Annotated in this window: 14 protein-coding genes; 7 read left to right on the top strand and 7 right to left on the bottom strand. The window is 60.7% G+C overall.

Translation table 11 applies throughout. The features are described from left to right. The first annotated feature begins 204 nt into the window (after positions 1-204). From K5R88_RS22845 to K5R88_RS22835, 3 genes are read left to right on the top strand one after another with little or no spacing between them, the layout of a single operon-like run. A complete protein-coding gene (locus tag K5R88_RS22845; RefSeq protein ID WP_008024921.1) occupies positions 205-1,503 on the top strand; it encodes a murein hydrolase activator EnvC family protein in 1,299 nt (432 codons plus the stop codon). 33 nt (positions 1,504-1,536) lie between these two features. Next, positions 1,537-2,856, top strand: coding sequence for a S41 family peptidase (locus K5R88_RS22840; RefSeq protein ID WP_008024923.1), 1,320 nt, complete (start codon positions 1,537-1,539; stop codon positions 2,854-2,856). Between the two features lies 1 nt (position 2,857). Then, the gene (locus K5R88_RS22835) at positions 2,858-3,625 is read left to right on the top strand and encodes a divergent polysaccharide deacetylase family protein (RefSeq protein ID WP_226298409.1); all 768 of its coding nucleotides are present in this window, start codon (positions 2,858-2,860) and stop codon (positions 3,623-3,625) included. A gap of 112 nt (positions 3,626-3,737) precedes the next feature. Here K5R88_RS22835 and K5R88_RS22830 read toward each other — a convergent pair whose 3' ends face one another. The 7 genes from K5R88_RS22830 to K5R88_RS22800 form a co-directional block, all read right to left on the bottom strand. Next, positions 3,738-4,493, bottom strand: coding sequence for a substrate-binding periplasmic protein (locus K5R88_RS22830; protein ID WP_008024926.1), 756 nt, complete (start codon positions 4,491-4,493; stop codon positions 3,738-3,740). Positions 4,494-4,570: 77 nt separating this feature from the next. Next, positions 4,571-5,341 (bottom strand): imidazole glycerol phosphate synthase subunit HisF, encoded by a 771-nt coding sequence (gene hisF / locus K5R88_RS22825; RefSeq protein WP_007972752.1) that lies wholly within the window; start codon positions 5,339-5,341, stop codon positions 4,571-4,573. 9 nt (positions 5,342-5,350) lie between these two features. Continuing rightward, positions 5,351-6,088 carry a 1-(5-phosphoribosyl)-5-[(5-phosphoribosylamino)methylideneamino]imidazole-4-carboxamide isomerase gene (hisA, locus tag K5R88_RS22820; RefSeq protein ID WP_017336056.1) on the bottom strand — a complete coding sequence of 246 codons (738 nt, stop codon included), beginning with the start codon at positions 6,086-6,088 and terminating at the stop codon, positions 5,351-5,353. Positions 6,089-6,130: 42 nt separating this feature from the next. Continuing rightward, positions 6,131-6,388, bottom strand: a complete 258-nt coding sequence (locus K5R88_RS22815; RefSeq protein ID WP_207284651.1) for a DUF2164 domain-containing protein — start codon at positions 6,386-6,388, stop codon at positions 6,131-6,133. After that, positions 6,389-7,027, bottom strand: a complete 639-nt coding sequence (hisH, locus tag K5R88_RS22810; protein WP_008024932.1) for an imidazole glycerol phosphate synthase subunit HisH — start codon at positions 7,025-7,027, stop codon at positions 6,389-6,391. Then, on the bottom strand, positions 7,027-7,620 hold the full coding sequence (gene hisB / locus K5R88_RS22805) for an imidazoleglycerol-phosphate dehydratase HisB (protein ID WP_003218037.1): 594 nt from the start codon (positions 7,618-7,620) through the stop codon (positions 7,027-7,029). The genes hisH and hisB overlap by 1 nt, the downstream gene beginning before the upstream one ends. 263 nt (positions 7,621-7,883) lie before the next feature. Beyond that, the gene (locus K5R88_RS22800; protein WP_226298408.1) at positions 7,884-9,548 is read right to left on the bottom strand and encodes an OFA family MFS transporter; all 1,665 of its coding nucleotides are present in this window, start codon (positions 9,546-9,548) and stop codon (positions 7,884-7,886) included. Positions 9,549-9,772: 224 nt separating this feature from the next. Here K5R88_RS22800 and K5R88_RS22795 point away from each other — a divergent pair, with 224 nt between their 5' ends. From K5R88_RS22795 to K5R88_RS22780, 4 genes are all read left to right on the top strand, one after another. Continuing rightward, positions 9,773-10,177: an acetyl-CoA sensor PanZ family protein gene (locus K5R88_RS22795; RefSeq protein ID WP_226298407.1), complete on the top strand. Its 405-nt coding sequence runs from the start codon at positions 9,773-9,775 to the stop codon at positions 10,175-10,177. A 70-nt stretch (positions 10,178-10,247) separates the two neighbouring features. Then, a complete protein-coding gene (locus K5R88_RS22790) occupies positions 10,248-12,473 on the top strand; it encodes an AsmA family protein (RefSeq protein WP_226298406.1) in 2,226 nt (741 codons plus the stop codon). Continuing rightward, complete coding sequence (gene mutY / locus K5R88_RS22785) at positions 12,470-13,537, top strand: A/G-specific adenine glycosylase (protein ID WP_008041011.1); 1,068 nt, start codon at positions 12,470-12,472, stop codon at positions 13,535-13,537. The genes K5R88_RS22790 and mutY overlap by 4 nt, the downstream gene beginning before the upstream one ends. Further along, the gene (locus tag K5R88_RS22780; RefSeq protein WP_008024947.1) at positions 13,534-13,806 is read left to right on the top strand and encodes an oxidative damage protection protein; all 273 of its coding nucleotides are present in this window, start codon (positions 13,534-13,536) and stop codon (positions 13,804-13,806) included. Before mutY ends, K5R88_RS22780 begins: the two co-directional genes overlap by 4 nt. Positions 13,807-13,823 lie beyond the last annotated feature (17 nt).

Genomic DNA, 13,823 nt, shown 5'->3' with positions numbered 1-13,823 from the left:
CTGTAGGAGCAAGCTTGCTCGCGATAGCTATCTGACCGTCGACATCTGTGTTGAATGTTAAGGCCCTATCGCGAGCAGGCTCGCTCCTACAGTGGGTTTGCGTGGTTTTTCGGGCCGGTTATCACACAGCTCCAATTGGGCGTTTTTTTTGCAGCGTGGGGCGGGCATACTAGGCCGTCCCTTTCCCTGGTGTCGCCCGCCTCTATGCTTCGCGTCCTGATAGCCCTTGCCCTGACTTGCCTGCTCCAACCGGCCTTTGCTGACGAGCGCGCGCAAACCCAACAACAGTTGGACGCCACGCGTCAGGACATCGCCGAGCTGAAAAAACTGCTGGGCAAGCTCCAGGAAGAAAAATCCGGGGTGCAGAAAGACCTCAAGGGCACCGAGACCGAGATGGGCAAGCTCGAGAAGCAGGTCGAAGCCCTGCAAAAAGAGCTGAAGAAAAGCGAATCCGAGCTGCAGCGTCTCGATGGTGAGAAAAAAAAACTCCAGAGCGCGCGCATTGAACAGCAAAGACTGATCGCCATTCAGGCCCGCGCGGCCTATCAGAACGGCCGTCAGGAGTATTTGAAGCTGCTGCTCAACCAGCAGAATCCGGAAAAATTCGCCCGCACCCTCACCTATTACGATTACCTGAGCCAGGCCCGCCTGGAGCAGTTGAAGAGTTTCAACGAAACCTTGCGCCAACTGGCCAACGTCGAAAAAGACATCGCCCTGCAACAAGCGCAGTTGCTGGTGCAAAAGAGCAGCCTCGACAGCCAGCGCGATGAACTCGACAAAGTCCGTCAGGAACGCCAGCAAGTCCTCGCCAAGCTCAGCGATGACGTAAAGGCTCGCGATCAGAAACTGGCCGCCCGCGAGCAGGATCAGGCAGACCTGTCTAAAGTCCTTAAAACCATCGAAGAAACCCTGGCCCGCCAGGCTCGTGAGGCAGAAGAAGCGCGGCAAAAAGCGCTGATTGCCCAGCAGGAAGCCGAAAAAAAGCGTTTACGTGAGGCTCAGGCGGCAGCAGATGCAGACGCCACTGACGCCCCACGCAAACCCGTTAAATCGACACCCGGCGCCCTGGTATCAAGCTCAGGCGAGACGTTTGGCGGCCCGTTTGCTTCCAGCCGGGGAAAACTTCCATGGCCGGTTGATGGTCGACTGCTGGCACGCTTTGGCGAAACCCGTGGCGACGACGCCCGCACCAAGTGGGACGGCGTGATGATCAGCGCCTCCGCCGGCAGCCAGGTGCATGCCGTGCACGGTGGCCGCGTGGTGTTTGCCGATTGGCTGCGCGGTGCCGGCTTGCTGGTGATCCTTGACCACGGCAACGGTTTTTTGAGTCTTTACGGTCACAACCAGACGCTGCTCAAGTCTGCGGGTGACGTGGTGAAAGCCGGTGAGTCCATCTCCACTGTCGGTAACAGCGGCGGGCAGGACACTCCAGCACTGTATTTCGCAATTCGTCAGCAGGGTCACCCGAGTGATCCGGCGCAATGGTGCCGCGCGCAAGGATAGGCGTGAGTCACCTACATTAGGAGTTCGTTCGACATGCTGCATTTGTCCCGTCTTACCTCGCTGGCCCTGACGATCGCCCTGGTGATCGGCGCGCCTCTGGCGTTCGCTGCTCAACCGGCTCCGGCGGTCGCGCCTGCGGGCACTGCTGCGACGACCAAGGCGCCGTTGCCGCTGGAAGAGTTGCGCACCTTTGCCGAGGTCATGGACCGGATCAAGGCAGCCTATGTCGAACCGGTGGACGACAAGACCCTGCTGGAAAACGCCATCAAGGGCATGCTCAGCAACCTCGACCCGCACTCCGCCTACCTGGGCCCGGAAGACTTCGCTGAGTTGCAGGAAAGCACCAGCGGCGAATTCGGCGGCCTAGGCATCGAAGTCGGCGCCGAAGACGGTTTCATCAAGGTGGTTTCGCCGATTGATGACACGCCCGCCTCGAAGGCCGGCATTCAGGCCGGCGACTTCATCGTCAAGATCAACGGCCAGCCGACTCGCGGCCAGAGCATGACCGAAGCCGTCGACAAGATGCGCGGCAAGATCGGCCAGAAAATCACCCTGACCCTGGTTCGCGATGGCGGCACGCCGTTCGACGTGACCCTGTCCCGCGCCATCATTCAGGTGAAGAGCGTGAAGAGCCAGTTGCTGGAGTCCGGCTACGGCTACATCCGCATCACCCAGTTCCAGGTCAAGACCGGCGAAGAAGTCTCCAAGGCCCTGGCCAAGTTGCGCAAGGACAACGGCAAGAAGCTCAAAGGCATCATCCTCGACCTGCGTAACAACCCGGGCGGCGTGCTGCAGGCAGCGGTGGAAGTGGTCGACCACTTCATCACCAAGGGCCTGATCGTTTACACCAAGGGCCGCATCGCTAACTCCGAGCTGCGCTTCTCCGCTACCGGCAAAGACGAAAGCGAAGCGGTGCCGATGGTTGCGCTGATCAACGGCGGCAGCGCCTCGGCCTCGGAAATTGTGGCCGGCGCCCTGCAGGATCAGAAACGCGCGGTGGTCATGGGCACCACCAGTTTCGGCAAGGGCTCGGTGCAAACCGTGCTGCCGCTGAACAACGATCGCGCACTGAAGATCACCACGGCGCTGTATTACACGCCGAACGGCCGCTCGATCCAGGCCCAAGGCATCGTCCCGGACATCGAAGTGCGCAAGGCCAAGATCACCAGCGAGCAGGACGGCGAATACTTCAAGGAAGCCGATCTGCAAGGTCACCTGGGCAATGGCAACGGCGGCGCCGACAAACCGACCGGCTCCAGCGCCAAGGCCAAGGCAATGCCGCAGGACGATGATTACCAGTTGGCCCAGGCCCTGAGCCTGCTCAAAGGGTTGAGCATCACCTCCGGCCGCTGAGATGCGCCTGCGGTTGGTTCTCGGTCTGCTGTGCTGTCTGGCGGGTGTTGCTCACGCGGCGCCCGCCCCTCAAAAAGCCTACATCAGCCTGATCATCGATGACCTGGGGCAGAACCTGCCCCGGGATCGCCGCGTGCTGGCCCTGCCCGGCCCGGTGACCACGGCGATCATGCCCGACACCCCCCACGCCACCGAATTCGCTCGCGAAGCTCATCGCGCTGGAAAAATCGTCATCCTGCACATGCCGATGGACCCCGCCACGGGGCCGTTCGCCTGGCATCCCGAGCTGCCCATCGAAGAGCTGGAGAAGCGCCTCAACGCGGCGTTCAAAATGGTCCCGTACACAAGCGGCATCAACAACCACATGGGCAGTCGCATGACCGCACAGCAACCCGCGATGGCCTGGTTGATGGCGGAGTTGCAGCGGCAGCACAAGTTCTTCGTCGACAGCCGCACCAGCGCGCAAACCGTGGCAGCGGCCGAAGCGCAGAAGATTGGGTTGGCGAGTGTTTCGCGGGATGTGTTTCTGGATGATGAGCGAACGGAAGCGGCGATCTTCACCCAGCTACAGACCGCGATCAACCTGGCACACAAGCAGGGTTCGGCGGTGATGATCGGGCATCCGTATCCGCAGACGCTGGCAGTGCTGGAGCGCGAATTGCCGAAGCTGAAAGCTCAGGGCATTGACTGGATTGATATCAAGTTGATGATCAGCGTGCGCAGTAACCGCGCAACGACTGCGCACGGCAAGGACGGCGTGTACCGCTAATCAACGGAACCACTGTAGGAGTCGGCTTGCCGGCGATGGCGGCCTCGAATCATGCATCGATTTCACTGCCGCTATCGCCAGCAAGCCGGCTCCTACAAGGATGGGTGGACGGTTAGAGATACCGCCCCATGATCTCGTCCACCACGCCTTCCTTGCGCAGCTGATCCAGCGCGGCTTGCAGCTTGGCGACGGTTTCATCCGGCACGTCTTTGTTCAGCGCCAAATACAACTCCGCACTGTTGAAGCGCAGCACAGTCTTGAGCCCGGTGACGCCGTCCTGACGCGCCAGGTAACGCCCGGCCGGGTCGCCCGTGGCCCACAAGTCGATCTGGCCGCTGGTCAGCTTCTTCGCGTTGTCCTGATCCCGCAGCACGACAATCGGCTTCAACCCTTGCTTGGCCAGCGTCTCGGCAATCGCATCGCCCTTGTACGCACCGATCTTGTATTTGCGCGCGTCTTCCAGCGTTTCCAGGCTGATCTTGCTGTCCGCCTTGGCCAGCATGATCCAGTCATCCGGACCGATCGGGCCGACCCACTTGAAGAGCTTTTCACGGTCCGGCAGCCGCGCCATCACGAACACGCCATACCCGGGTTTCTCGAGGGCGAGCTTGTAGATACGCTCCCAGGGGAAACGCAGGGTCAGGCTGTAGGTTACGTCGGCACGCTTGAACATCTCGCGGACAATGTCCACGGCGATGCCATTGATGTTCTCGTCCTGAGCGAAGTTCTTGCCGTTCTTGGCCATGTTGTAAGGCGGGAAGTTTTCCGTCAGCAGCACCAGGTCGGCGTCGGGATTTTCGGTGGCGTGCACGCCACTAATCTGCAATAGAGAAGCGCTGGCGAGGGCAAGAAGAAGGCGTTTGAGCATGTCTGGCTACCGAGATCCATGGCGTACCCAAGAGTGCCTTGAGCCCGCCATGATGTCCACTGGCCTGTATCGTTTGTTTAGCGCATCACGATGCCGCGATGGGCCATGTAGGCCTTGGCTTCCTGCACGGTGTATTCGCCGAAGTGGAAAATACTCGCGGCCAGAACGGCGCTGGCGTGACCTTCGATGATGCCGTCGGCCAAATGCTGCAGGTTACCGACGCCGCCGGAAGCGATCACCGGAATACCCAGCGCATCGCTGATCGCACGGGTAACGCCCAGGTCGAAGCCGTTTTTCATGCCGTCCTGGTCCATGCTGGTCAGCAGGATTTCGCCGGCTCCCAGGCCTTCCATCTTCTTCGCCCACTCGACGGCGTCGAGACCGGTCGGCTTGCGCCCGCCGTGGGTGAAGATTTCCCAACGCGGGGTTTCGCCCGGGCCAGAGACCTTCTTCGCGTCGATGGCAACCACGATGCACTGCGAACCGAAATGCTGCGCCGCCTCACCCACGAATTCCGGGTTGAACACGGCGGCGGTGTTGATCGACACCTTGTCCGCGCCGGCATTCAGCAGGTTGCGAATGTCCTGCACGGTGCGCACGCCGCCGCCAACGGTCAGCGGAATAAAAACCTGGCTGGCCATGCGCTCAACGGTATGCAGCGTGGTGTCGCGACCGTCGACGCTGGCGGTGATGTCGAGAAAAGTAATCTCGTCGGCACCCTGCTCGTCGTAACGACGGGCGATTTCCACCGGGTCGCCGGCATCGCGGATGTTTTCGAACTTCACACCTTTGACGACCCGGCCGTTATCCACGTCCAGGCAAGGGATGATGCGTTTGGCCAGCGCCATGGTCAGTCCTCAGCCTTTGTACGAATCGCAGAAAGCTTGCGCTTCAGCGACGTCGAGGGTGCCTTCATAGATCGCCCGGCCGGTGATCGCGCCGATGATGCCCGGTGCCTTGGCGTCGAGCAGCGACTTGATGTCGCCCAGGTTGTGGATACCACCGGAAGCGATCACCGGAATACGCGTGGCAGCGGCCAGCGCAGCGGTGAACGGCACGTTGCAGCCCTGCATCATGCCGTCTTTGGCGATGTCGGTATAAACGATCGCAGACACGCCGTCGGCTTCGAATTGCTTGGCCAGGTCGATGACCTGAACGGTGCTGATTTCAGCCCAGCCATCGGTGGCGACGAAACCGTCTTTGGCATCGAGACCGACGATCACTTTGCCCGGGAACGCGCGGCAGGCTTCAGCAACGAACGCCGGATCTTTCACGGCTTTGGTGCCGATGATCACGTAGCTCACGCCCGCTTTGACGTAGTGCTCGATGGTTTCCAGCGAGCGGATACCGCCGCCGATCTGGATCGGCAGGTTCGGGTAGCGTTTGGCGATGGCGGTGACCACTTCGCCGTTGACCGGCTGGCCTTCGAAGGCACCGTTCAGGTCGACCAGATGCAGACGACGGCAACCGCCCTCCACCCACTTGGCGGCCATGCTCACCGGGTCATCGGAGAACACCGTGGAATCTTCCATGCGGCCCTGGCGCAGACGAACACAGGCACCGTCTTTGAGATCGATAGCGGGAATAATCAGCATCTGGCAAACCTTCAAATTCGAGTGTTCAGCTTCGCTCGGAAATCAGTTTTTCTCGAGCGCCCACAAGTCGCTTTCGATGCTTTCGAACCTTTCTTTAAGGTGCGTCTGCACATCGAAAATCGCCCTGTTGTAATAGTGCGGCGCAATTTCACGGGTAAACAGCTCAAGGATTTCGGCCGCTTCGAACGAACCCAGGTCCAGTTCGAAGCGATCCTCCATGAAGCGTTTGATCTTGTGATTGGCCTCGTTCTCCTGCTCGGGAGTGAGGCTCAGGATCGGCGGCTTCTTCTTGACGGCCATTTACCAGCGACCATCCCACGCAGCGAAGTTCTGCAGCAATTGCAGGCCATGGGTATGGCTCTTCTCCGGGTGGAACTGCACGGCGAAACGCGAGCCATCAGCCAGCGCTGCAGCGAAATCGACACCGTAGTGACCGCCACCGACCACCTGCCGCGCGTTACCGGCAGCGATGTAGTAGCTGTGCACGAAGTAGAAACGCGCCAGGTCCGGAATGTTGTGCCACAGCGGGTGACTCACCGTCTGCTTCACTTCGTTCCAGCCCATGTGCGGGACTTTCAGGTGTTCGCCGTCTTCAACAAGGCCTTTGCCGAAGAACTTCACCGCGCCCGGGAACAGGCCGATGCAGTCGACGCCGTCGTTCTCTTCACTACTGTCGAGCAAGGCTTGCATGCCGACGCAGATGCCGAGGAACGGACGGTCCTGGCTGACTTCACGCACCAGCGAGTCGAAACCCAGGCGACGGATCTCCGCCATGCAATCGCGAATCGCACCGACGCCGGGGAAAACCACCCGGTCGGCTTCGCGAATCACGTCGGCATCACTGGTGATCAAGACCTTGCCGGCACCGACGTGCTCGAGGGCCTTGGCCACCGAGTGCAGGTTGCCCATGCCGTAATCGATAACCGCGACCGTCTGCATTACAGAACGCCTTTGGTCGATGGCATCTGACCGGCCATGCGGTCATCGAGCTCTACGGCCATGCGCAGCGCGCGGCCGAAAGCCTTGAACACGGTTTCGATCTGGTGGTGGGTGTTGGTGCCACGCAGGTTGTCGATGTGCAGGCTGACCAGCGCGTGGTTGACGAAGCCCTGGAAGAATTCCTGGAACAGGTCAACATCAAAACCGCCAACAGTGGCGCGGGTATAGGGAACATGCATCTGCAGGCCAGGGCGGCCGGAGAAGTCGATCACCACGCGCGACAGAGCTTCATCGAGCGGCACGTAGGCGTGGCCGTAGCGACGGATGCCTTTCTTGTCGCCGATGGCTTTGGCGAAAGCCTGACCCAAGGTGATACCGACGTCTTCCACGGTGTGGTGGTCGTCGATATGCAGGTCGCCCTTGCTGACGATATCCAGGTCGATCAGCCCGTGACGGGCGATCTGGTCCAGCATGTGCTCAAGAAAAGGAACACCGATATCAAATCGGGCCTTTCCGGTGCCATCCAGGTTGATCGAGGCTTTGATCTGGGTTTCCAGAGTGTCGCGCTCGACTGACGCCTTACGTTCGGCCATCACCAGCTCCGCAAAATCATTGGGCGAAAAAGGCAGCCATTATAGGGGCGCGGGCGGGAAACAGAAACACGAGAGGTGATATGACTGACGGAGTGAATTCAACAAAGTCGGTGGTGTACCTGTCATGACATGTAGGAGCGAGCGGTGCGGCGATCCGACTTGCCCGCGAAGGCGGTGTACCTGAAACACCGCATCATCGTTCTTCGCGAGCAAGCTTCGCTCCTACAGGTAGCAGTGCGCCCGACGGATCGGGCGCGGGGTACTTAGTGGAACAGTACTGCCGTTTTCTGCAGGGTCACCCAAACACCCCACGCCAACGGAATCCCCACCACCAGCCACGCTGCAATCGCCAACGGCTTGGTGCCCGACGCCGCCTTCCACTCCAGCGAGGTGCTGGCATCAGCACCCTTGTCGTGGCCCAGCGCCTGTTCGGCGGCCAGTTCAGCGTCGGTCATGAAGTACTTGTCGGCCACCGGGCGCACCAGCAGGTTGCAGATGAAACCCAGCACCAGCAGGCCCGCGAGGATGTACAGCGTGATGTCGTAAGCGGCGGCACGTTCAACGCCGATGCTCAACTGATACTCACGCAGGTAGTTCACCAACACCGGACCCAACACACCCGCTGCCGCCCAGGCGGTCAACAGACGACCGTGGATCGCACCGACCATTTGTGTACCGAACAGGTCCGCCAGGTAAGCCGGAACCGTCGCAAAACCGCCGCCATACATCGACAGGATGATGCAGAACGCCGCCACGAACAGCGCAACGTTGCCCAGGTGACCAAGGTTCGGGATCAACGCGTACAACGCAAAACCGAGGGCGAAGAACACGAAATAGGTGTTTTTGCGGCCCAGGTAATCCGAGAACGATGCCCAGAAGAATCGGCCACCAATGTTGAACAGGCTCAGCAAACCGGTGAAGCCGGCAGCAATCGCGGCAATCGAGGCCAGTTGGCCTGCGTCGAGCTGACCAAACGTCTGGTCGGTGCCGAGCAATTTGCCGGCGAACACTTCCTGCAACAGCGGCGAAGCCATGCCGAGGATGCCGATACCGGCGGACACGTTCAGGCACAGCACCAGCCATACCAGACGGAATTGCGGGGTTTTCCACGCCACATTCACGTGCACGTGACGATGAGTGATCATCGCGTTCGAAGCTTTTTTCGCCGGAGCGGTCCAGCCTTCAGGCTTCCAGCCGGTTGGTGGGACGCGGTAGGACAGTGCGCCGCCGATCATGAACACGAAGTAAATCGCGGCCATCACCAGGAAGCTCTGCCACACGCCCACGCTGTCTGCCGAAGCGAAGTGCCCCATCAAGGCTGCGGCCAGCGGTGCACCGACCATCGCGCCACCGCCAAAACCCATGATCGCCATGCCGGTCGCCATGCCGCGCTTGTCCGGGAACCACTTGATCAGGGTCGAGACCGGCGAGATGTAACCCAGGCCCAGGCCGATACCGCCAATGACCCCGGAGCCGATCCACATCAGCCAGATCTGGTGCGTATACACACCCAGCGCCGAAATCAGCAGGCCACCACACCAGCACAGTGCCGACACAACACCAGCCTTGCGCGGCCCGGCGTGTTCCAGCCAGCCACCCCAGATCGCGGCCGAGCAGCCGAGGAAGATGAAGAACAGGGTGTAGATCCAGCCGAGCATCGAGATCGGCCAGTCGCATTGCGACGAGAACACTTGCGAGATGAAGCTCATGTCCGGTGCACAGGCCACCGCCTTGGTCACACCCAGGGCTTTGGACAGTGGCAACCAGAACACCGAGAAGCCGTAGGCCATGCCGATGCAGAGGTGGATGGCCAGCGCGGCCGGTGGCACCAGCCAACGGTTGAAACCGGGCTTGGCGATGATGCGCTCCTTGGACAGGAACGCAGGCTGGCCGGCATAGATGCCGTCCGCCGTGATGCTCGTGGTCATTGTGTATCCCCCAATTATTAGTATGGTTCGCCAGCCACTGCTCACCTCCAGCCTTTATGCGCACGCATGACTGTTTTTTTGAGGTAAAGCTCCATTTTGGTGCGACATCACGTCGCAGAAGGACGGACGAACCGGCAGAGGTTACCATTTGCACGTGACAGAAAAACCAAACTGATATCACGTTTTTGCAAGTCATCTGTTCTCGTACCACTGAAGGAACCGTCATGCCTGTCATCGTCGAGCTGCTGAACGAAGCCACCTACCAGGATCAGCAGGATTTGCAGAAGATTTACCGCGATGCGCCGGATTGGCTATTCGCGCCGTTTGCCGATGATGTGCAGTTGATCGAAGGCTGCCTGCGGGACGGCTCGCTGATCACCGGGCGTTTCAATGATCGCCTGCTGGGCGCGGCACGTTTGCAAAGGCACCAGGACGTCTGGCATCTGTCCCAACTGTGTGTACGAAAAATCACCCGTCGTCGTGGGGTTGCCGAGCGAATGGTGAACGAAGCGCAGAAACTGGCGTCGCAATCGGGTGCGACATTGCGCCTGCTGGCACCTGCCGGGCACCTTGAGTCCCAGGCGCTGGCGGCCAAACTGAAAGTGCCACTGGATGTGCTGCCGGGTTGATCGCTGACCGGTCGTCCACTTCTGAGCGCTATACTCCCCGGCTAAATCGACTAACTACAAGGACTCGCCCATGAAAGCGTTCGGCAAAATCCTGGGTCTGGTACTTCTCGGGTTGTTGCTGATCATTGTGGCGCTGGGCTTTGCCCTGACCCACCTCTTCGATCCCAACGACTATAAAGACGAGATTCGCCAGATTGCCCGCGACAAGGCCCACATCGAGCTGACGCTCAATGGCGACATCGGCTGGAGCCTGTTCCCGTGGCTGGGCCTGGAATTGCACGAAGCCAGTGTCGCGACCCTGGCCAAGCCCACCGAACCGTTCGCTGACTTGCAGATGCTCGGCCTGTCGGTACGCGTGCTGCCGCTGCTGCGCCGTGAAGTGCAGATGAGCGACGTGCGCGTCGAAGGCCTGAACCTGCGCCTGAACCGCGACAAGGACGGCCACGGCAACTGGGAAGACATCGGCAAAGTGCCGGCGACGGCCAACTCGACCGCTCCTGCGGTCACGCCCGGCGAACCTGCACCGCAATCCACCGTTCAAGTGGAAAAACCGGCGCAGCCGATCCGCCTGGACATCGACAGCCTGACCGTCAACAACGCCCGCGTTGAATACAGCGACGAGAAGACCGGCCAGCATTTCAGCGCCGAAAGCATCCAGTTGAGCACCGGGCCGGTCCACGATTCGACCAACATCCCGGTCAAGCTCACCGCGTTCCTGGGCACCAATCAGCCCGTTCTGCGGGTCCGCACCGAGCTCAATGGCGAGCTGCGTTTTGAACGCGCCTTGCAACGCTACAAATTCGAGGACATGAAGCTGTCCGGCGAAATCGCCGGTGATCCGCTGCAAGGCAAGACCGTGACCTTCGCCGCCCAAGGGCAGTTGCTGCTGGATAAAGCAGCGAACGTCGCCGAATGGACTGGCATCAAGATTTCCGCCAACCAGTTGCGTGCACTGGGCGAACTGAAGGTCAACGACCTCGACAAAACGCCGCAGATCAACGGCGGCCTTTCGATTGCCCAATTCGACCTGGCGAAATTCGTCGACAGCATCGGCCAGAAACTCCCGGCGATGGCTGAAGGCAGTTTGAGCAAAGTTGAACTGGTCAGCCGCATTGCCGGTACGCCGACCAGTCTGGTGCTCGACAACATCAACCTGAAAGTCGATGACAGCACCTTCAGCGGTCGTATTGCCGTCGAGGATTTCGCCAAGCAGTCGCTGCGCGCCACGCTCAAGGCTGACACCTTCAACGTCGACCGCTACCTGCCGCCAAAATCCGCCGAAGCCAACAGCGCGACGCAAGTGCGCCAGGCCGAAGTGGCCAGCGCCGAAGCCGATGCCATGGCCGGCGCAGGCAGCACGCCGCTGCCGGACAAGCCCACCAAAGACGCGTGGAGCAACGAGCGCCTGCTGCCGGTGGAACGCCTGAGCAAACTCGACGTGGATGCTGACCTGACCTTTGGCCAGTTGACCCTCGACAAGCTGCCGATCCAGAACGCGGCGCTCAAGGCCAATGGCAAGGAAGGCCTGCTGACGCTTGAGAACCTGCGCGGCGACCTGTACGACGGCACCTTCGAATCCAGGGGCACCCTCGACGTGCGCCAGCAGACACCGGCGCTGAACATGCAGACACGCATCAGCAAAGTGCCTGTGGAAAAAATCCTCGAAAGCCAGGGTAAAAAACCGCCAGTCAAAGGCCTGGTCACGCTCGACAGCAACCTGACCGGCAATGGCAACAGCCAGAAAGCGCTGATCGAAACCCTCAACGGCAATGCCAGTTTCGTCATCAACAACGGCGTGCTGCTCAATGCCAACCTCGAACAGCAACTGTGCAAAGGCATCGCCACGCTCAACCGCAAAGCCCTCAGCGGCGAACCACGCGGCAAGGACACGCCGTTCCAGGAGCTCAAGGGCAACCTGGCCTTCCGTAACGGCGTGGCCAGCAACCCGGACCTGAAAGTGCGCATCCCGGGCATGACCGTGAATGGCGACGGCGACGTCGACCTGCGGGTATTGGGCATGGACTACCGCGTTGGCATCATCGTCGAAGGCGATACCAGTGCCATGCCGGATCCGGCCTGTCAGGTCGGCGACAAATTTGTCGGCATCGAATGGCCGTTGCGCTGCCGTGGCCCGCTTGAGCTTGGCGCCAAGGCTTGCCGCCTCGACAACGAACGCATGGGCCAGGTCGCGTCCAAAATGGCGGGCGACAAAATCAGCGAAAAAATCGACGAAAAGCTTGGCGACAAAGTCAGTCCCGAGCTGAAAAACGCATTGAAGGGGCTGTTCAAGCGATGAGATCCGAGCAGTTTTCATCGGCGGTGCTGGACTGGTACGACCGCCACGGCCGCCACGATTTGCCTTGGCAGCAAGGCATCACACCGTATCGGGTGTGGGTCTCGGAGATCATGTTGCAGCAAACCCAGGTCAGCACCGTGCTGAATTACTTCGACCGGTTCATGGCCTCGCTGCCGACGGTCGAAGCCCTGGCCGCCGCGCCGGAAGACGAAGTGCTGCACCTGTGGACCGGCCTCGGTTACTACACCCGCGCGCGCAATTTGCAGAAGACCGCGAAGATCGTCGTCGCCGAGTACGGCGGCGAATTTCCGCGGGATGTGGAAAAGCTGGTCGAGCTGCCGGGGATCGGCCTGTCCACGGCGGGCGCCATCGCCAGCCTGAGCATGGGCCTGCGGGCGCCGATCCTCGACGGCAACGTCAAACGCGTCCTGGCGCGCTTTACGGCGCAAGAGGGTTATCCGGGCGAGCCGAAGGTCGCGAAACAGCTGTGGGCGAACGCTGAGCGCTTCACGCCGCATGATCGGGTCAACGCCTACACCCAGGCGATGATGGATCTGGGCGCCACGCTTTGCACTCGCAGCAAACCGAGCTGCCTGCTCTGCCCGCTGGAAAAGGGCTGCGAAGCGCACATGCTCGGCCTGGAAACCCGCTACCCGATCCCGAAGCCACGCAAAGCCGTGCCACAGAAGCGCACGCTGATGCCGATGCTCGCCAACGGAGACGGCGCGATTCTGCTTTACCGTCGCCCTTCCACGGGCTTGTGGGGCGGTCTGTGGAGCCTGCCGGAGCTCGACGACCTCGACGACCTGCAACATCTGGCCTCACAGCACTCGCTGGAGCTGGGCAGCCAACAAGCGCTGCCGAGCCTCGTACACACGTTCAGCCATTTTCAGTTGTCCATCGAACCCTGGCTGGTTCAGGTCCAGGAGACCGGCCATCACGTGGCCGAGGCCGACTGGCTCTGGTATAACCTCGCCACCCCGCCGCGCCTGGGCCTTGCCGCCCCGGTCAAAACCTTGCTCGAACGCGCGGCCGCCGTATTGAACGCAGGAGAGTCGTCATGACCCGCACCATCATGTGCCGCAAGTACAAAGAAGAATTGCCAGCCCTGGAGCGCGCTCCATTCCCGGGCGCCAAAGGCCAGGACATTTTTGACCACGTCTCGGCGAAGGCCTGGGCCGACTGGCAGAAACACCAGACCCTGCTGATCAACGAAAAACGCCTGAACATGATGAACGCCGAAGACCGCAAATATCTGCAAGGCGAGATGGACAAGTACTTCTCCGGCGAGGAATACGCCAAGGCTGAAGGCTACGTTCCGCCTGCAGAATAATCCCGCTTTATCGGGGG

Origin of the sequence: Pseudomonas sp. MM213, from assembly GCF_020423045.1 — a bacterium.
GTDB classification, from domain to species: domain Bacteria; phylum Pseudomonadota; class Gammaproteobacteria; order Pseudomonadales; family Pseudomonadaceae; genus Aquipseudomonas; species Aquipseudomonas migulae.
The sequence above is the reverse complement of the archived record's forward strand: the minus strand, read 5'-3'. Positions and strand labels throughout refer to the sequence as shown.